This window comes from Flavobacterium sp. MR2016-29 (assembly GCF_015350695.1).
GTDB lineage: Bacteria > Bacteroidota > Bacteroidia > Flavobacteriales > Flavobacteriaceae > Flavobacterium.
In genome coordinates this window covers 818,587-838,160 of the sequence record NZ_JADKPU010000001.1, presented here as the reverse complement: position 1 = coordinate 838,160, position 19,574 = coordinate 818,587, and the positions used below count along the sequence as shown (strand labels likewise).

The 19,574-nt window shown below is 33.2% G+C and carries 18 protein-coding genes; 6 read left to right on the top strand and 12 right to left on the bottom strand.

Going from position 1 to position 19,574, the window contains the following annotated elements:
• Positions 1 to 3 precede the first annotated feature (3 nt).
• Entirely contained in the window at positions 4 to 705 is a 702-nt protein-coding gene (locus tag IR010_RS03790) for a sulfite exporter TauE/SafE family protein (RefSeq protein WP_194601730.1), read from the top strand.
• On the opposite strand, the gene hemN is transcribed toward IR010_RS03790, so the two are convergent.
• The 8 genes from hemN to prfB form a co-directional block, all read right to left on the bottom strand.
• Positions 702 to 2,066 (bottom strand): oxygen-independent coproporphyrinogen III oxidase, encoded by a 1,365-nt coding sequence (gene hemN / locus IR010_RS03785; protein ID WP_194601727.1) that lies wholly within the window; start codon positions 2,064 to 2,066, stop codon positions 702 to 704. The two genes, IR010_RS03790 and hemN, sit on opposite strands and share 4 nt — an antisense overlap.
• 120 nt (positions 2,067 to 2,186) lie before the next feature.
• On the bottom strand, positions 2,187 to 2,663 hold the full coding sequence (locus tag IR010_RS03780) for a hypothetical protein (protein ID WP_194601724.1): 477 nt from the start codon (positions 2,661 to 2,663) through the stop codon (positions 2,187 to 2,189).
• A 106-nt stretch (positions 2,664 to 2,769) separates the two neighbouring features.
• Positions 2,770 to 3,117 carry a hypothetical protein gene (locus IR010_RS03775; protein WP_194601721.1) on the bottom strand — a complete coding sequence of 116 codons (348 nt, stop codon included), beginning with the start codon at positions 3,115 to 3,117 and terminating at the stop codon, positions 2,770 to 2,772.
• A gap of 121 nt (positions 3,118 to 3,238) precedes the next feature.
• Positions 3,239 to 3,661, bottom strand: coding sequence for a DoxX family protein (locus IR010_RS03770; RefSeq protein ID WP_029269310.1), 423 nt, complete (start codon positions 3,659 to 3,661; stop codon positions 3,239 to 3,241).
• Positions 3,662 to 3,781: 120 nt separating this feature from the next.
• The gene (locus IR010_RS03765; protein ID WP_194601720.1) at positions 3,782 to 5,410 is read right to left on the bottom strand and encodes an acyl-CoA carboxylase subunit beta; all 1,629 of its coding nucleotides are present in this window, start codon (positions 5,408 to 5,410) and stop codon (positions 3,782 to 3,784) included.
• A gap of 166 nt (positions 5,411 to 5,576) precedes the next feature.
• Positions 5,577 to 6,575 carry a UDP-3-O-(3-hydroxymyristoyl)glucosamine N-acyltransferase gene (lpxD, locus tag IR010_RS03760; protein WP_194601717.1) on the bottom strand — a complete coding sequence of 333 codons (999 nt, stop codon included), beginning with the start codon at positions 6,573 to 6,575 and terminating at the stop codon, positions 5,577 to 5,579.
• 335 nt (positions 6,576 to 6,910) lie between these two features.
• A complete protein-coding gene (gene msrB, locus IR010_RS03755; protein ID WP_194566810.1) occupies positions 6,911 to 7,357 on the bottom strand; it encodes a peptide-methionine (R)-S-oxide reductase MsrB in 447 nt (148 codons plus the stop codon).
• 109 nt (positions 7,358 to 7,466) lie between these two features.
• Positions 7,467 to 8,565, bottom strand: a protein-coding gene (gene prfB, locus IR010_RS03750; protein ID WP_157494947.1) for a peptide chain release factor 2 whose coding sequence is annotated in 2 segments (ribosomal slippage) — positions 7,467 to 8,501 and positions 8,503 to 8,565 — 1,098 coding nt in all. Because the reading frame shifts where the segments join, the coding sequence is not laid out codon by codon here.
• 151 nt (positions 8,566 to 8,716) lie between these two features.
• Here prfB and IR010_RS03745 point away from each other — a divergent pair.
• Positions 8,717 to 9,736 (top strand): threonine aldolase family protein, encoded by a 1,020-nt coding sequence (locus IR010_RS03745; protein ID WP_029269319.1) that lies wholly within the window; start codon positions 8,717 to 8,719, stop codon positions 9,734 to 9,736.
• An 88-nt stretch (positions 9,737 to 9,824) separates the two neighbouring features.
• On the opposite strand, the gene IR010_RS03740 is transcribed toward IR010_RS03745, so the two are convergent.
• Positions 9,825 to 10,145, bottom strand: a complete 321-nt coding sequence (locus IR010_RS03740; RefSeq protein WP_194566806.1) for a YbaB/EbfC family nucleoid-associated protein — start codon at positions 10,143 to 10,145, stop codon at positions 9,825 to 9,827.
• A gap of 68 nt (positions 10,146 to 10,213) precedes the next feature.
• Here IR010_RS03740 and IR010_RS03735 point away from each other — a divergent pair, with 68 nt between their 5' ends.
• From IR010_RS03735 to IR010_RS03720, 4 genes are all read left to right on the top strand, one after another.
• Positions 10,214 to 12,349 carry a S9 family peptidase gene (locus IR010_RS03735; protein WP_194601714.1) on the top strand — a complete coding sequence of 712 codons (2,136 nt, stop codon included), beginning with the start codon at positions 10,214 to 10,216 and terminating at the stop codon, positions 12,347 to 12,349.
• Positions 12,350 to 12,419: 70 nt separating this feature from the next.
• A complete protein-coding gene (locus tag IR010_RS03730; protein ID WP_029269326.1) occupies positions 12,420 to 13,460 on the top strand; it encodes a PLP-dependent cysteine synthase family protein in 1,041 nt (346 codons plus the stop codon).
• 335 nt (positions 13,461 to 13,795) lie between these two features.
• Entirely contained in the window at positions 13,796 to 14,677 is an 882-nt protein-coding gene (locus IR010_RS03725) for a LamG domain-containing protein (protein ID WP_194601711.1), read from the top strand.
• A 372-nt stretch (positions 14,678 to 15,049) separates the two neighbouring features.
• The gene (locus IR010_RS03720) at positions 15,050 to 15,961 is read left to right on the top strand and encodes a LamG domain-containing protein (protein ID WP_194601708.1); all 912 of its coding nucleotides are present in this window, start codon (positions 15,050 to 15,052) and stop codon (positions 15,959 to 15,961) included.
• A gap of 271 nt (positions 15,962 to 16,232) precedes the next feature.
• Here IR010_RS03720 and IR010_RS03715 read toward each other — a convergent pair whose 3' ends face one another.
• The 3 genes from IR010_RS03715 to IR010_RS03705 all read right to left on the bottom strand — a co-directional run bounded on the left by IR010_RS03715 (position 16,233) and on the right by IR010_RS03705 (position 19,510).
• Positions 16,233 to 16,427: a hypothetical protein gene (locus tag IR010_RS03715; RefSeq protein WP_194566800.1), complete on the bottom strand. Its 195-nt coding sequence runs from the start codon at positions 16,425 to 16,427 to the stop codon at positions 16,233 to 16,235.
• Between the two features lie 140 nt (positions 16,428 to 16,567).
• Positions 16,568 to 17,281: a YebC/PmpR family DNA-binding transcriptional regulator gene (locus tag IR010_RS03710; protein WP_029269334.1), complete on the bottom strand. Its 714-nt coding sequence runs from the start codon at positions 17,279 to 17,281 to the stop codon at positions 16,568 to 16,570.
• 294 nt (positions 17,282 to 17,575) lie between these two features.
• On the bottom strand, positions 17,576 to 19,510 hold the full coding sequence (locus tag IR010_RS03705) for a S41 family peptidase (protein ID WP_228515077.1): 1,935 nt from the start codon (positions 19,508 to 19,510) through the stop codon (positions 17,576 to 17,578).
• Positions 19,511 to 19,574: the final 64 nt, after the last annotated feature.

Here is a 19,574-nt window from a genome sequence, read left to right as displayed (position 1 = left end):
AAAATGCTTTATTCTGCCATAATATTAGGTTTAATCAGTAGTTTTCACTGCATTGGAATGTGCGGACCAATTGCTATGATGTTGCCTGTAGATCACCATAATGAAGCAAAAAAGATCGCACAGCTTATTACATATCATTTAGGAAGATTATCTGCCTATGCGACAATTGGGCTGATTTTTGGATTATTAGGAAGAGGTTTTTTCTTGGCTGGATTACAGCAAAAAATGTCTATTATTATAGGCATTGCCATGATAATTGCTGTTCTGCTTCCTGAAAAATTATTTTCAAGATATAATTTTTCAAAACCAGTTTATAACGTGATTTCAAAAATAAAGTCAAGTCTGGGAAATCAGTTTAAAAACAAAAGTTATAAATCTCTCTTTACAATTGGGCTGTTAAATGGATTTCTGCCTTGCGGTCTTGTGTATGTTGCTTTGTTTGGCGCAATCGCCATGCAGAGTGCAAGTTTTGGAGTTTTATATATGCTCTTATTCGGATTAGGAACTATTCCTTTGATGACGATTGTAGTATACATTCACTCATTAATAAAATTACCTTTTCGGAATAAAATTCAAAAGGCAATTCCTTATGTTGCAGTAATAATTGGTGTTTTATTTATCCTTAGAGGCTTAGGTTTAGGAATTCCTTACATATCGCCATCAAATATGAGTTTGTTCGTTCAAGGAACTCCTAATTGCCATTAAACTGTCATTGAAAACAAATTTGTTTCTGGCGATTTTCTTTTAAGATGCAAATCAAAAGCCATGCAAATATTGCGGACAAAAGGTTTTCCAGCTTCTGTGATTTTAATTTTATTTTCTTCAATGACAATTAATTTATCTTTTTCTATTTCTTTTAAATCTTCTAAAACATTTGAAATATCTTTAAAATAAAGACTTTCATCTGTCCAGGAAGTTTCAAACTCACAGGTTAAATTCAGAATGTGTTTTCTTATAATTAAATCCTCGTCGGTTAAAACATGCCCTTTTACAATTGGCAGTTTATCCCATTCTAGTAATTGATAATAATCTTCTAGGTTTTTAGTATTTTGAGCAAAACTGTACCAGCTGTCGCTTATTGATGAAACACCCAATCCAATCATAAGTTGTGTTTTTGAAGCACTGTAACCCATGAAATTTCTATGAAGCTCTTTGTTTTCTGTGGCTTTAAACAAACTGTCAGATTCTAAGGCAAAATGATCCATTCCAATTTCGTGATAACCGTTTTTAGAAAGAAGCTGTTTTCCAATTTCGTACAACTTTCTTTTTTCAGCATCTTTTGGAAGGTTTTCTTCATTGAATCCACGTTGTCCATTTCCCTTGATCCACGGTACGTGCGCGTAGCTGTAAAATGCCAAACGATCTGGTTTTAAGGAATTGGTTTTCTCAACAGTATCGACAACATCTTCAATTGTTTGAAAAGGTAATCCAAATATAATATCGTGACCAATAGAAGTATAACCAATTTCTTTTGCCCAAAAAGTGACTTTTGCAACGTTATGAAAAGGCTGAATGCGGTGAATGGCTTTCTGCACTTTTTCAGCATAATCCTGAACGCCAAAACTCACTCGGCGAAAGCCTAATTCATATAATTTTTTAAGCTGTTCGTAAGTGGTATTATTGGGATGGCCTTCAAAACTAAATTCATATTTTTCAGCTTTGTTTGCAAAGCAAAAAATACCGTTGATAAGATGCTCTAAATTATTTTTTGAGAAGAAAGTGGGGGTGCCGCCGCCTAAATGAATTTCTTTAATAATTGGCTTTTCTGGGAGTAACTTACAATACAGGCTCCATTCTTTTATAAGTGCTTTTATATAATTCTCTTCGACCGAATGGTTCTTAGTAATACGTTTGTTGCAGCCACAAAAAGTACACATGCTTTCGCAGAAGGGCAAATGAATGTATAAACTGATTCCGTTTTGAGAATTGCTTTCTGAAAATGCTTTCTGAAAAGAAGCAATCCACTTTTGTTCTGAAAAATCATTTTCATTCCAGTAAGGAACTGTTGGATAACTGGTATATCTCGGACCGGGGACATTGTATTTTTGAGTGAGAGAAATTTTCATAAAAACGGATTTTGTATCCATCAAAATTACCTCATCATTAAAAGATTTAAAATGATAAATATCATATTAGAACATAAAAAAAGAGACTCAAAAACGAGCCTCTTTTACTGAATTAAATAACTAACGTGAAATAGAATCTTGGATGATTTTAAGCCATTTTTTTGCAAACATATGATCTTGGTACGCGCTTATTTGTTTAATACGGTCATCATCAAAATCATAGAATGGAATTGTAATTTTTCTTGGAGTTTCTTTATCCTGAAATTCAAAATCGATTTTAAGAATTGTATCTGAATTGCAATCTGTTGTTAAAACTAATTTGCAGGAAGAAACACTTTTTAAATCTAAAAACGTTGATTCTTGCTGATTTGGATTGAAATTCATCAAAATAAATCTTCGGTGTTTTTGATCTATAGTAAGTGTTTTATTGCTTTGAGATTCAGTCAAATCAAAACCTTGCGGATTTGTTGGATTGAATTTCTTTTTAATATTTAAAATTTTTGATTTGTTTGTAGCGCTCGATCGTGCCGCGAAATATACAGGAATGGCTATTATGACCGCAATCACAATACCAATTATGGTTACACTTGTTTCCATGTTTTTTGATTTGATAAATAAATGAAATAGTAACAGTTTCCAGAAAGAAACAGTTTAATTGCTTGAGAAGAAACGAATTCTTCGAACTACAACTTCATGTATTTAACTACCAAAAAAAATGAAAAGGGTAGAGCATTAATAAGACTTTCTTGCTCTGAGTAGAAAATTGGTTGGCAAAGTTTGATGCGACATTTACAACTTGATGTTGTGGAACAGCAATCAATAAAGAATCAAACCATTTAATTATAGCAGGATGGTTTGTTTTGATGTTGGCAACAAATTGATAACTTGCTTGTGGTTGTATAAAAGCTAATGAATCAGCAAGATCTTTAGAGAAATTAGTATCCGTTTTTTGGTTCTCAATTTCGCACACGACAATATTGCTTTGTTGGGAAGCAAAAAAGGCCATGATCAAAAGTGATATAAAAATAACGGTTTTACGAATCCAATTCATGGACGCGAATTTAGTTCATAAAACACAATTAAAGAAATTTTAAAGTGCTAATTACTTCTTAAAAATACGTTTATTATTTATCCTCAACTTTATTATTGATTGAGTTGAGGATAATTTGATGTTATTGCTGCATTTTAAAGTAATAATCAGCAGAATGTTTTCCTCCTCCATAAAACAAGAAAAACACACAAAGCAATAATACAACGATCGCTAATATTAAGCTTTCAGAGTGCATATGTCCCATAAAATTGATTAGAACTGCACCAAATAAAATTGGCAATTGAGCTGCAATTGCCCAGCGGGTGAGCAACCCAAAAACAATCATAATTCCGCCAATCATGTGGGCTGGAGCGATATAATGCAAAAGAAACATACCGCCTCCATATTGATCAATTGGAGAAATTAAATCATGTAAATATTGCGCATTTGTTACAAACGAAATTCCTTTCATAAATAAAAAAACGCCCAATACAATACGTACTAAATCTACTGGTAAATAAGTGTGCGAATTAGCCCATTTATTCAAACTTTTTACATTTTCCATGATACTACGTGATTAAAAATAATATACTAAGTTACTAATTTTTAGTGATATATTTATTTTTAAGTACCTGAAAACAAGTTTTTTACTATTTATTTAACGTATTTTGAGAATTTCTAAAAACTAAACTTGAATAACACCCAAGTTGAATGCTTTTTGAATAGGTGCATGATTAGCAGCTTCAATTCCCATTGAAATCCAAGTACGAGTATCTAGCGGATCAATAATAGCATCTGTCCATAATCTAGAAGCGGCATAATAAGGAGAAGTCTGCTCATCATATCTTGCTTTTATTTTATTAAAAAGTTCAGCTTCCTTGGCTTTATCTATAATTTCTCCTTTCGCTTTAAGCGAAGAAGCTTCAATTTGTGCTAATACTTTTGCCGCTTGTGTTCCGCCCATTACAGCAAGTTCTGCACTTGGCCAAGCAAAAATTAATCTTGGGTCATATGCTTTTCCGCACATAGCGTAATTTCCTGCGCCATACGAATTCCCTACAATAACAGTAAATTTTGGCACAACTGAGTTGCTTACAGCATTTACCATTTTAGCGCCGTCTTTAATGATACCGCCATGTTCAGATTTTGATCCTACCATAAAACCCGTAACATCCTGCAAAAATACAAGTGGAATTTTCTTTTGATTGCAGTTTGCAATAAAACGTGTTGCCTTATCAGCGCTGTCAGAGTAAATTACGCCTCCAAATTGCATTTCGCCTTTTTTGGTTTTTACCACTTTTCTTTGATTGGCAACAATTCCAACTGCCCAACCGTCAATTCTGGCATAACCTGTAATGATAGTTTGGCCGTAACCCTCTTTGTAAGCTTCAAACTCCGAGTTATCAACCAAACGATTGATGATTTCCATCATGTCGTATTGTTCGTTTCTGGCTTTTGGCAATATTCCGTAAATATCCTTTGGTTCTAAAGCAGGTTTTTCAGCTTTGATTCGGCTATATCCAGCCTTATCATAATCGCCGATTTTATCCACTATATTTTTTATTTTGTCTAAAGCATCCTTATCATCTTTAGCCTTATAATCAGTAACGCCTGAAATTTCACAATGCGTAGTTGCACCGCCTAAAGTTTCATTATCAATAGTTTCGCCAATAGCTGCTTTAACCAAATAACTTCCGGCAAGGAAAATACTTCCTGTTTTATCTACAATTAAAGCTTCATCGCTCATAATTGGCAGATAAGCTCCACCCGCAACACAACTGCCCATTACAGCGGCAATTTGAGTGATTCCCATACTGCTCATTTGAGCGTTGTTTCTAAAAATGCGTCCAAAATGCTCCTTATCTGGAAAAATTTCATCCTGAAGTGGCAAATAGACCCCAGCACTATCTACTAAATAAATAATGGGCAATCTGTTTTCCATGGCAATTTCCTGTGCGCGCAGATTTTTTTTACCGGTAATAGGAAACCAAGCGCCCGCTTTTACGGTTGCATCGTTAGCCACAACAATACATTGCTTTCCTTTAATGTATCCTATTTTGATGACAACACCTCCTGAAGGACAGCCTCCATGTTCAGTATACATTCCTTCGCCAACAAATCCTCCAATTTCAATACTTTTAGCATTTTCATCCAATAAATAATCAATACGTTCGCGAGCCGTCATTTTACCTTCGGCATGCAATTTCTGAATGCGTTTTTCACCTCCGCCTAATTTTACTTTGGCAAATTTTTGTTTAAGTTCTGAAAGTAATAGTTTATTGTGATCTTCGTTTTTATTGAAGTTTAAATCCATAAGAAATTGATGTTTTTACAAAATAGTGTTGGCTAATTTACAAAATCAATTGAAATAAACAGAATATTCGAAGTTTCTTTACAACACTAATCTTAAGATTTTAGAAACCGCTGTAAACAAAAAAAACAGAAGCGAACTTCTGTTTTTATATATTTTGATTTTAAGATCATTTTTTAGAATCGCAAACCATTCTTTTTAAGATTGCCCATTGTTTCAAAGCATCACGGGCTTCGACAGCCGGATAGCCCAGCATTGTTTTGCCTGCAGGAACGTCGCCAACAACGCCCGAACCAGCACCTACAATGGCACCGTCACCAATAGTAGTATGGTCTTTTATTGATGCGCTTCCGCCAATGATAACTCCATTTCCTAGGGTTACAGAACCTGCTAAACCACTGTTTCCTGCCATAATACAAAATTTGCCTAATTTACTATTATGCCCAATTTGTACTAAGTTGTCAATTTTACAGCCATCGCCAAGAACAGTAGAACTGAATTTTCCTCGGTCGACACAAGTGTTCGCGCCAATTTCAACTCCATTTCCTATTATTACATTTCCAATTTGTGGAATTTTAACCAAACCTTTTTCAGAACAAGGACGAAATCCGAAACCATCTGCACCAATAGTGGCATTTGGATGAATGATACAATCGTTGCCAATATGACAACGCTCGCGAACCACACTTCCTGACCAGATAATTGTATTTTTTCCGATGGTGCATTCATCTAAAATAGTCACATTTGGGTAAATAGTTGCATTAGCACCAATTTCTACTTTTGGTCCTATATAACATCCGGCACCAATTCGGGCACCTTCGCCAATTATTGCGGTTTCATCTACAGTAGCTGTTTTGTGAATATTGGTCTGAAATATTGGAGTAGGCGGAGCAAAAAGAGCTAAAATCTGCGACATTGCTAAATCAGCATTTTTAACTTTGATAAAAGCACGATTTTCTCCAGGTTCTATAGAAATATCTTCATTTACAACAGCAATAGATGCATTTGAAGTAGACCAGTATTTTTCATATTTTTTGTTTCCTATAAACGAAATTTCTGAAGTTGTAGCTTTTTCTAATTGCTCTGTTGCAGTTATGCTCTGAGAAGTTGTGCCGTAAATTACGCCATTAATCACTTCGTTAATTTCTTGAATAGAATAGGATTTCATCGTTTGAATTTAATTGATTTAGGGGGCTATTTTTTTGCCAAATAAAATCAATTAGATTCTAATTACCTAATATTTTTTTTGTGTTTGTTGAAAAATATTTAAAATAACAGTTTAAATATTACAAAATTAACATTTTAGCTATTAATTTATTAAATTAATGTTACACTATTGTTATTGAGTTGTTTAGTGAAATTAGGTATGAATTTGGTTACTTTTAAGCTTTAGAATCTGGTTATTTTATTGATAAGTAGTAACTTACATTTATTTTGTTAATGTAAAAATTAATTTAAAAAAAAGCGATTCACTTATAATTAAGGAATCGCTTTTGATAATAGTTAGTCTTTTATTTTTGAAAGAGAAACTGCATTGATACAATAACGCAGTCCGCTTGGTTCAGGGCCATCAGGAAAAACATGTCCTAAGTGAGCATCACAAGTATTACATACTACTTCAACCCGAATCATTCCATATGATTTGTCAGCATGATATGCAATTGCATTTTCTTTTATTGGCTGTGTAAAAGAAGGCCAGCCTGTTCCTGATTCAAATTTCTCGCTCGCATCAAAAAGCAAAGTGCCACAACATTTACATTCGTAAATTCCCGGATCAAATAAACTGCAAAGCTCAGAGCTAAATGATCTTTCTGTCCCTTTTAAGCGTGTTACTTGATATTCTTCCGGAGTTAAAAGTGCTTTCCATTCTCCTTCTGTTTTTTCTACTCTTTTTTCAGGAACTGGATTTCCCTTATTCGTAAAACGAATTATATCGGCCCATTTTATCATAATATGTTTTTTTAGTTTCACGTTTAAAGTTTCAGGTTTCAGGTTTCAAGTTTCAAGTTTACTGTGACTGAAAACTGCGACTGAATACTTAAAATATGACTACTGATTTCTACTCTTCCTCTTTCTGTCCCATCATCATTAAAAATGCTTTTAGGAATCCATCAATATTTCCGTTCATAACGCCGTCAACGTCACTGGTCTCATAACCGGTACGAACGTCTTTGACTAATTTATAAGGCTGCATTACATAATTGCGTATTTGCGAACCCCATTCGATTTTCATTTTGCCGGCTTCGATATCAGCACGTTGTGCCTGCTGTTTCTTTAACTCGATTTCATACAGCTGAGAACGCAGCATTTGCATGGCACGCTGTCTGTTATCTTGCTGTGATCGTGTTTCAGAACATTGAATCTGAATTCCGGTTGGTTTATGCACTAATTGTACTTTAGTTTCAACCTTATTTACGTTTTGCCCTCCGGCACCGCTAGAGCGCGAAGTTGTAATTTCGATATCAGCAGGATTAATGTCAATTTCGATACTGTCATCAACAAGCGGATAAACATAAACAGATACAAATGAAGTATGACGTTTGGCATTACTGTCAAAAGGAGAGATTCGAACAAGACGATGAACGCCGTTTTCTCCTTTTAAATATCCAAAAGAATAATCGCCTTCAAATTCTAAAGTCACCGTTTTTATTCCTGCAACTTCACCTTCCTGAAAGTTAAGTTCTTTTATTTTATAACCATAACTTTCTCCCCACATCATATACATACGCATCAGCATTCCGGCCCAGTCACAACTTTCTGTTCCTCCGGCACCAGCTGTAATCTGTACTACGGCGCTTAAACTGTCACCTTCGTCAGAAAGCATGTTTTTAAACTCGATGTTTTCAATATGAGTTTGTGTTGTGTTATAATGCTCGTCTAATTCTTCTGCAGAAAGTTCTCCTTCTTTATAAAAATCATAGGCGAGCTGCAATTCATCTGTAAGCTCGATCGCTTTATTGTAATCTTCGATCCATTTTTTCTTGTTTCTAAGATTTTTAACAATGACTTCAGCTTCTTTTGCATTGTTCCAAAAGTCGGGAGCAAAGGTTTTTTCTTCTTCGTTAGCAATTTCAATTAATTTGGCATCAACGTCAAAGATACCTCCTCAACGCACCAAGGCGCTCCACAATACCTTTTATTTGTTCGGTAGTTGTCATAAATTAATAATAGTTTTATATGTTTTTTATAAATATTACGTTAATTTGGTTTCTAGTTTATTGCTGAGTTAAAATTTATTAAAACTCACAAAGAATAACTATCAGTATTACGTAATTTTGTTGTACAAAAATAAGATATAGTTTTTAGAATATGGAAATAAATTTAATTAGCGATACCATTACCAAACCGACATACGAAATGTTGCAGTATATGTTTAACGCTCAAGTTGGTGACGACGTATACAAACAAGATCCTACAGTTATCGAATTAGAGACTAGAGTAGCTGAATTTTTTGGTATGGAAGCAGGACTTTTTTTTCCGTCTGGAACTATGGCTAACCAAACTGCCATTAAACTTCACACACAACCTGGGGAACAACTGATTGCCGATAAATATGCTCATGTTTATCATTATGAAGGAGGAGGCGTTTCTTTTAACAGCGGTGTTTCATGCTGTTTATTAGATGGAGACAGAGGAATGATAAACGCGCGCCAAGTAGCTGGTGCGATTAATGATCCTGAATTTTATCACAGTCCGCTAACGAGTTTGGTTTGTGTAGAAAACACGACGAATAAAGGCGGAGGTGCGTGTTATGAATTAGAAGATTTAAAAGAAATAAAAAAGGTTTGTGACGCTAATAATTTGAAATTCCATTTAGATGGAGCCAGAATCTGGAATGCTTTAGTGGCAAAAAGACAAAATCCAAAGGAATTTGGAGCGATTTTCGACACTATTTCCGTTTGTTTGTCTAAAGGTTTAGGTGCACCAATTGGTTCTGTTTTGTTAGGAAGCAAAGCTGATATTCACAGAGCGTTGAGAATCAGAAAGATACTTGGTGGAGGAATGCGCCAAGTTGGTTATCTGGCAGCGGCCGGATTGTATGCTTTAGCCAATAATATAGAAAGATTGGCAGAAGATCATAGAAGAGCAAAAGAAATTGCAGCCGTTTTAAGTACAAAACCTTGGATTGCATCAATAGAACCAGTAGAAACTAATATTTTGATTTTTTCATTAGCAGAAGGCTATAGCGACCAGCTTTTGATTGAAAAATTAAAACAAAAAAATATTTTAATAAGTTCGCTAGGACACAATAAACTCAGAATTGTAACACATTTAGATTACAAAGAAGTAATGCATACTTATGTAATTGAAACGCTTACAAAGTTTTAAAAAAAAAGATTCTAAGACGCTAAGATTCTAAGATCCTAAGTTTTTTCCACAGGAACTTAGAGTCTTAGAACCTTAGTAACTCAGTATCTTATTTAAAAAGATTATCCATTCCTGGAATCATCGGCATATCCATTTTTGCAACAGCGTCAAGTTCTCTTTCGTTTACACTCGTTGCTTTTTCAATAGCTTTATTTAGTGTTACGATTAAGTAATCTTCTAATTGTTCTTTATCATCTAGTAAAGAATCGTCTATAGAGATCGATTTTACTTTTCTATTAGCAGTCAATGTTACTTTTAATAATCCGTCAGCACTTTGCTCGTCAATCAAAACAGTATCCAGACGCTTTTTTGTATCTTCAATTTTTTGTTGGGTTTCTTTAAGTTTGCCCATCATTCCCATTAAATCCATTTTATTGATTTTTTAAATTATTTCATACAAAATTAGTATATTGCTGTATTATATCAATAGAATATTTTATGAAAAAATTAATTCTGTTCTATTACGTTTGTAGTATTTTTGCTCCTTCGTATTTAAAAACTAATGCTCAATCAATGCAAAACGATATAAAGGCTCCAAAAGCTAAAGAAATTCCAAAATCATTAAAAAAACATAAAGAGATTCGGGTCGATAATTATTTTTGGCTGAATGACCGAGAAAATCCAGAGGTAATCGATTATCTAAATAAAGAAAACGCTTACTACGAAAGTATGACGTCAAGTACAAAAGGTCTTCAGGAGAGTTTGTACGAAGAAATGAAAGGCAGAATTAAAGAAGATGATTCATCTGTCCCTTATTTTTATAACGGATATTTTTATATCACTCGTTTTGAAACAGGTCAGGATTATCCAATTTTTGCCAGAAAAAAAGGTAGCCTTTCGGCAGAAGAAGAAATTCTGTTCAATTGTAATGAATTGGCAAAAGGGCACGCTTACTTCAAATTAGGAGGTTTAAGTGTGAGTCCAGATAATAAATTTGCCAGTTTTGGAGTAGATATTGTAGGCAGACGAATCTACACCATTCAAATTAAAAACTTAGAAACAGGAGAAATTTTATCTGATAAAATTGAAAATGCTACAGGCGGATCAGTTTGGGCTAACGACAATAAAACTATTTTTTATACCAGACAAGACGAAGTTACATTACGATCAGATAAAGTTTTTAGGCATAAATTAAATACAGATTCTAAAGAAGATGTTTTAGTTTTTAATGAAACCGATGATACTTTCAGTGTTTCTGTCAGTAAAGAAAAATCACGAAAATATATTGTAATTGGCTCAGGAAGTACGTTGACAACTGAATATAGAATTTTGAATTCAGATAATCCAGATGGAGAATTTGAAGTATTCCAAACACGTGTACGTGGTTTAGAATACAGTATTTCGCATTTTGAGGATTCGTTTTATATTTTAACCAATAAAGACAAGGCAACCAACTTTAAGTTGATGAAAACGCCTGAAAATAAAACAAAGAAAAGAAATTGGGTTGATGTAATTCCGCATCGCGAAGATGTTTTGCTGGAGGATATTGAAATCTTCAAAAACTATTTAGTTGTCGAAGAGCGCTCAAACGGATTAAATCACATCCGAATTATGCCTTGGAACGGCGAGCCAGATTATTACCTGCCTTTTGGAAGTGAAACTTATAATGCCTTCACGACAACAAATATTGATTTTGATACTGATATTTTGCGTTACAGTTATCAATCGCTTGCAACGCCATCGTCTGTAATCGATTTTAATATGAAAACAAAAACCAAAGAAGTTTTAAAAGAACAAGAGGTTTTAGGAGGAAAATTTGATAAAGAAAATTATGTTGAAGAACGCGTTTGGGCTACTGCAAGAGATGGAGTAAAAGTGCCTATTTCGATGATTTATAGAAAAGGATTGCAGAAAAATGGTAAAAATCCGTTGCTGCTTTATGCTTATGGTTCTTACGGAATCACAATGGATACGTATTTTTCGTCTACAAGACTTTCGTTGTTAGATCGCGGTTTTGTTTACGCAATCGCCCATATTAGGGGAGGTGAGGATTTAGGAAGGCAATGGTATGAAGACGGAAAACTGTTAAAAAAGAAAAATACCTTTACAGATTTCATCGATTGCTCTAAATTTGTAATACACGAGAAATATACTTCGCCAGAACATTTGTATGCTGAAGGAGGATCTGCCGGAGGACTTTTGATGGGCGTTATTGTAAATGAAGCTCCAGAATTATATAATGGAGTTATTGCTCAAGTACCTTTTGTAGATGTTATTACAACAATGCTCGATGACAGTATTCCGCTGACAACTGGGGAATATGACGAATGGGGAAACCCAAACAATAAAAAATATTACGATTATATGTTGTCGTATTCGCCTTACGATAATGTAAAAGCGCAAAATTATCCTAACATGTATGTATCAACCGGATTGCACGATTCACAGGTACAATATTGGGAGCCAGCCAAATGGGTAGCCAAATTGAGGACTTTAAAAACAAATGACAAGCTTTTGTTTTTAGATACTAACATGGATGCTGGACACGGTGGCGCTTCAGGACGTTTTGAGGCTTTAAAAGACTTAGCAAAAGAATTTAGTTTTTTATTAGATTTAGAAAAAATTAAAAGCTAATTAGAAATTTTTTGTTAAATTTGCAACCTATCGAGGTTATTTAAAAATACCTTTGATTAACTATTTTTTTATGAAAGAAGAAATAAACGCTTATAATAATGTTTTAGAGTTAATAGGTAATACCCCACTTATTAAGCTAAATAAAATCACCGAAGACTTAGAAGGAAATTTCTACGCAAAGGTAGAAGCTTTTAATCCAGGACATTCCTCAAAAGATAGAATAGCGTTATATATTATTGAAGAAGCCGAGAAAAAAGGAATTCTTTCTCCAGGAGATACCATTATCGAAACGACGTCTGGTAATACAGGTTTTAGTTTAGCTATGGTAAGCATTATTAAAGGTTATAATTGTATACTGGCTGTAAGTTCAAAATCATCGAAAGATAAAATTGACATGCTAAGAAGTTTGGGAGCTAAAGTGTATGTCTGTCCCGCTCACGTTTCTGCAGATGATGAAAGATCATACTATAATGTAGCAAAACGCTTGCATGAAGAAACAAAAGGGTCAGTTTATATTAATCAATATTTTAATCAGCTTAATATTGATGCCCACTATAACTCTACAGGTCCTGAAATTTGGGAACAGACAAAAGGACAAATTACCCACCTTATTGCCTGCAGCGGAACTGGAGGAACAATCTCTGGAACTGCAAAATTCTTAAAAGAGCAAAATCCAAATATCAGAATTCTAGGAGTTGATGCTTTTGGATCAGTATTAAAAAAATACCACGAAACAAGAGAATTCGATAATAAAGAAATTTACCCATACAGAATTGAAGGTTTAGGTAAAAATCTGATTCCATCTGCAACAGATTTTGATATCATCGATAAGTTCATGAAAGTGACTGATGAGGAAAGTGCTCACGCTGCAAGAGAAATTACTAGAAAAGAAGGTTTGTTCGTAGGATATACTTCTGGTGCTGTAATGCAAGCAATTAAGCAATACGCAGAAGAGGGAGAGTTTACAAAAGAAAGTAATATTGTTGCGATTTTCCCTGATCATGGTTCGCGTTATATGAGTAAAGTATTCAGTGATGACTGGATGAACGAACAAGGATTCTTTGATAGTGTAAACGAAGAAGAAGTTCAAAAAATTGAATTCGTAAAGTAGATTTAAATACTTTTTAAATATCCAACTCCATTTGTCAAAAGCAAATGGAGTTTTTTTTTGTAAAAATGTCTTTACAAATATTAAATGTAAATGCTTTTAAAAGCCTGTAGTTTTTAATTTAATGAGAATAATGTATTTATACTTTAAGAGTGTTTGGTAATGTTGAATTAAATTTATAGTTTTAACAAAATTAATAAAAGTATAAGTAAATTTAATTAAGAATTTTTAATTATCATTTTTGATTATTTAAGTTTGTTGCTAAGTAAATTCTTGTACATATTATAATATTAGCATGGTTAAAGAATACTGTTTTTAATACCCCTAAAATCTGCCCTATGAATAAATTATTACTGACATTAATGTTTGTAAGTTTTTTTAATGCAAATGCTCAAAATCCCGTTCAAGAATTTAATTTCAACGGAAACCTAAGCAATATAGATAAGACAATTTCCTTTTTAGGAACCTCTGCTTTTGTAAATGACAGAATGGGAGCTGCGAATGGAGCGCTAAGACTTTCTGGCAAATCTTTGCAAACTGTTGTAGGTGATCTTCCACAAGATAATAAACCGAGATCAATATCGGTTTGGGTAAAATTTAATACAATTGCTTCGGCAAATTACATTTTCGGTTATGGAACTGCTGCAAACGCTCAGTATTTTGGTTTGCTGCAACAAGGCACTACAAACTCAAATTCTGATGTAAGTCTAGCAGGCTGGGGTACTGGAAATGATGTAATCGTGTCAGTTCCGCTTCAAAAAGGTGTTTGGTATCAATATAGTATTACCTATGATGGCACTACTTCTAAGTTATATCGCAATGGTGAACTATTAAAATCTTCAGGCGGAATTTCGCGCGCGACAAAAGGATATATTCTTAGATTAGGACAAATGAATGCAAATGTTGGAATTAATGCTGATATCGACGAACTTAAAGTATATAATGTTGCAATGACAGATGAGCAGGTTATGGAGTATTATAACAGTTCAAAACCATTAGCAGCTGTAGTAGCTGAAAAACCTTCGACAGTAAAAAAAGCTGTTGCAGAAACAAAGACTGAAGTAAAGGCTACACCTGCAGCTTCTGCAACAGGTAATATTGTTGCAAAGAAGGTTGAGGTTTTTTCTCAAGGAAAAAAAATAATTGGAAGCAATGCAACAAATATTAGTGAATTGCCTGAAGGAACTTATTTATTGAAAATAACAAACGGTCAAAATTAAAAATTGCTATTTTGATTGCAATTTGAAATAAATATTACTTATAAATATAAAGCTCCATTCATGTAAAGTGTTTGGAGTTTTTTTGTTGTAAATTTTCATAATATTGAATTTTTTCTAATGAGGTTTTTTTTATATAATTACAAATACCGTATTTATACGTAAGAAAAAAAGAATTTTATTGTGATAAATTTATAATTTTAATAGTATTGCAATAAGTATAAGTAAATATAATTAAGCCGTAAAAATGATCAATTTTGGTTATTTTAACGATTATTTAGGTTAGTTGTCGGAAAAATTTTAGACCAAAAACATAAAAATATAGTTTAGCAGTGTTAAAATCACACAATGTTTTAATGCTCAAAATTTACTTTTATGAAAAAACTAATGTTTTCTTTACTGTTTGTAAGTTACTTAAATATTAATGCGCAAACGCCAATAGAGGAATTTAATTTCGATGGCACTTTAGTTAATACTAAAAATACAACTTCATTTATGGGAACAAATAATTTTGTTGCCGATAGAAATGGAGTTGCGAATGGAGCACAGCGACTCGTTAAAAAAGCGATGGAAGCAATTATAGTTGATCTTCCTCAAAATAATAATGCTAGAACAGTTTCTATCTGGGTAAAATTTAATGACATTGCTTCTGCAAACTATATTTGGGGATATGGCACTGCCTATAATGCTCAGTATTGTGGACTATTGCAGCAAAGTACAGTTTCTTCTAATTCTGATTTAAGTCTTGCAGGCTGGGGAGCCAGCAATGATGTAATTGTTTCAGCACCATTATCAAAAAGTGTTTGGTACAACTACACTATTACTATTGATGGAACAGCTTCCAAAATATATCGCAATGGCGAACTTTTAAAATCGGTGAACGGTATTGCTAGAACAACAAAAGGTACTATTTTTAGATTAGGTGAAATAAACACAACAATTGGCATTAACGCTGATATAGACGATTTAAAGATATACAATATCGCATTGACTGAAGAGCAGGTAAAAGCTCTTTATGAAGATTCTAAGCCTGCTATAGTTGTTGCAGCAACAGAATCGGCACCAGTTGTAAAAACAAAAGGTACTGGTAAAACTAAAGCAGTGGCTAAATCCCCATCAAATGCAATTATTACGAACAGCGATTTAAACGGAGTAACAAAAAATGTTGAGGTTTACTCTCAAGGACAAAAAATATTAGGGAACAATGCAAACATTAATGATTTGCCAGAAGGAACTTATTTGTTGAAAATAACAAATTCTTCCTCAAAGAAAGTAACATCAAAATAGGAGTAAAACTTAGGTTAATAAAATAGTTAGTTATTTATATTGTATTAGTAGCAATTTAATTTTTTGAATAGTGGAAAAAAGCCTTCTAAAAAGTAAATTTCAGAAGGCTTTTTTGATTTAACTTACTACGCTGATTACTATTAGTATCAAACGAATTTTTGATTCTTGTATAGTGTTTTACTATATCTTTAGACTCTGATAATAATTTGAAGAATGTTTAAACGATCAATACTTAAAAGTACTTTACAGAATCATCAATTTTTTCTTTTAATTATCTGCTTTTTTTCTGTTGACCCGGTGCATAAGCTTTCGCACTTTTGCTTCCAGACATTTTTTTAGCCTGACCAGGAGGAACCTTTGATGAACTTGTGCTGTGTGTATGTGTTGTACAGCTTATAACGCTTAATACTACAAACAAAATTACCATAATGATAACGGCAAATTTGGTAAATTTAGATGTTTTCATAAATTCTTTTTTTTTGAGGAAAGGCAAATATAATGGTTTAAATGAATTTTCATAATTTTAAATCTTAGTTTAAAATGATTAAAGACAAAAAAAGCCCTGAATCAATCAGAGCTTTTAAATATTTTAAATAAAGAAAAAAATTATGCTTCTTGCATAGTGTGATAAACGTTCATTACGTCATCATCTTCTTCAATTTTTTCTATTAATTTTTCAACGTCAGCAATTTGAGCTTCAGTCAATTCTTTTGTAATTTGCGGAATACGCTCAAAACCTGAAGATAAAATTTCTAAACCTCTGTTTTCTAATTCTTTTTGTAAAGCACCAAAGCTTCCAAAAGGAGCATAGATTAAGATTCCGTCTTCGTCTTCAAAAACTTCTTCAGCACCAAAATCAATTAATTCCAATTCTAATTCTTCTGGATCAAGATCTCCTTTTGCAATTCTAAAATTACAAGTATGATCAAACATAAACTCAACAGAACCTTGAGTTCCCATTGTCCCGTTGCATTTGTTAAAATAACTGCGGATGTTAGCTACAGTTCTATTATTGTTGTCAGATGCCGTTTCAATTAAAATTGCAATTCCGTGAGGAGCATATCCTTCAAATAAAATTTCTTTATAATTGGCAGTATCTTTATTACTTGCATTTTTTATTGCACGCTCCACATTGTCCTTAGGCATGTTAGCTGCTTTTGCATTTTGTATTACAGCTCTTAATCTAGAATTGGCATCTGGGTTTGGTCCGCCTTCTTTAACAGCCATTACGATGTCTTTACCAATTCGGGTAAATGTTTTGGCCATTGCTGACCAACGTTTCATTTTTCTTCCTTTTCTAAATTCGAACGCTCTTCCCATTACTAATTTTTTATTTTGAGATGCAAAAATACGGTTATTCCTTATTTTTCCAAAATCAATTCTATTCTTTTTTAGATAAGTTAAAAAAGTTTCACGTTTCAGGTTTTAGGTTTTTGTTGGAATGCTTAGAATATCCATAAATAAAAAGTTCAATTCGGTATGAATTGAACTTTTTATTGAAACCTGAAACCTGAAACCTGAAACCTGAAACCTGAAACCTGAAACCTGAAACCTGAAACCTGAAACCTGAAACCTGAAACCTGAAACCTGAAACCTGAAACCTGAAACCTGAAACTACTTAGACGCATTAAATTCATTAATAACATTCACCGCTTCATTCAGGTACGGATTGGTTTTTAGATTATCAATCTGGTACTGGTTTATGGTTTTATCGTTAGGATATACGCCAAGCAAAAATTGATTTACAGTAGAATTATAAACGTCCAGCGGATTGTTTTCATCATTAAAAGTATTGATTTCTTTCCAGAGCGAATTGACAATTTTTTTCTGTTTGAAAACGGCATCCAAAGTCATCGGAAGTTCCGCTTTTGGAGTATTAACTATTTGATCAATTTTTTGATTGATTTTTTTGATATCGTTGAAATAGAAATTATCGGCCAATCTTGCAGTTGAATTTTTGGCTAGTTTATTAATTAAAGCTCGCTTTACGTAAGGTTTGTATTTTAAAAAAGGTGCAATACTGTCGTTTTTTATGGCAGTCGGAAAATCACTTTCTTTTTGATAAACATCTTCATAAAACTCAGGAAGCACAACATCTGGCTCAACACCAATATATTGGTGGCTTTTGCCTGTAACTCTGTAAAATTTATTGATTGTAATTTTTAAAAAATCAGTGTTTTTATCTTCGTCAAGCGAAAGAATGGTTTGCATTGTCGCCTTTCCTAATGTATTGCTTCCTATTAAAAGCGCACGATTGTAATCTTGTAATATTCCTGAGAAAAATTCGCTTGCAGATGCCGTATTGCTGTTGACAAGAACTACAATTGGGCCTTTATAAATTAATCCTCTGTAAGGATCGTTAATTATTGATTTTTGTTGTTTATTGTCTATAACAACAGAAATCGGACCGTAATCAACAAACATTCCAGCTAGTTTTATTGCTTCTTCCATAGATCCGCCACCGTTGTCAATTAAATCGATAACTAATCCTTTTATATCATCTCTTTCGAGTTTCATTACTTCTCTGGCAACATCATCCGCACAGCCTTTTCTGCTGTTTCCATCTAAATCAGCATAAAAGCTTGGTATTTTGATATAGCCAATTTTGCTGTCTTTCCCGATTATAAAGCTGAAAACCGAATTATCTTCGTCTTTCATCACTTGCTTCTCAATGTAAACATCAAAATTTTTACCCGAATTTCGTTTTAAGGTCAGTGTAATACTTTTATTAGACTCAGATAAAATCATATTCGAAATAGATTCTAATGACGCACAAGAAACCTGCAAAGTCTCTTTTTGATTGGAAATCGAAATAATCTGATCGCCTTTTTTAATTTGTCCCGTTTGATATGCCGGACCATTCGGATCGATTTCTTCTATAATTATTTCGTTTTTTTCATTCAGATTCACACTCATCCCGAGAGATAAATGTTCTTTAGATAATGAAGCTACAAAACTGGTTTTAGAGTCATCGCTGAAATAGGCAGTATGCGGATCAAAATAAGTACAAAAGAAATTATAGAGATTTTCTTCCTGTCTAACTTTGGTTTCTAGAAGTGTGCTTATGCGGCAGATTTCATTCGATAAAATTAAATTTTTTGAAGCGGTTTCGATTGATTTGAAATTAGCTTTAATAGAATCTAAATTTTCGCTGGTTTCGGCCATTTCATCTAAAATCTGGTAACGCAGTTTTTTCAGCCAGACTTTTTCTAAATCTTCTTTTTTAAGATAAAATGGAAAAGCTTTTTTATAAAAACGAATAGTGTCTTTTTTTGTGTAATCTATAGTTCCAAGCTGAATTTTTTCTAAGACAGCTTTTGTTCTAATTAATCCGTTTTTATATTTTTCTGTAATGTCAGTTAAAAAACTGCAGTCGTTTGCCAGAATTAAATCATCTAAATTTAAACGGTATTTTTTAGACATTTCGTCATATTCACTTTTAAAAAAAATGTTTCGGGAAGGGTCTAATTCATTGATTAGATTGTCAAAAACAAAAATTGATAAACTGTCATTTACAGGTTTTGGCCTGATATGCTCAGTTTGTATCATTGCATTGATTTTATTTAGGATTTGGCACGTTTCATCACTATTTTGACTAAATAGAAATGTTGTA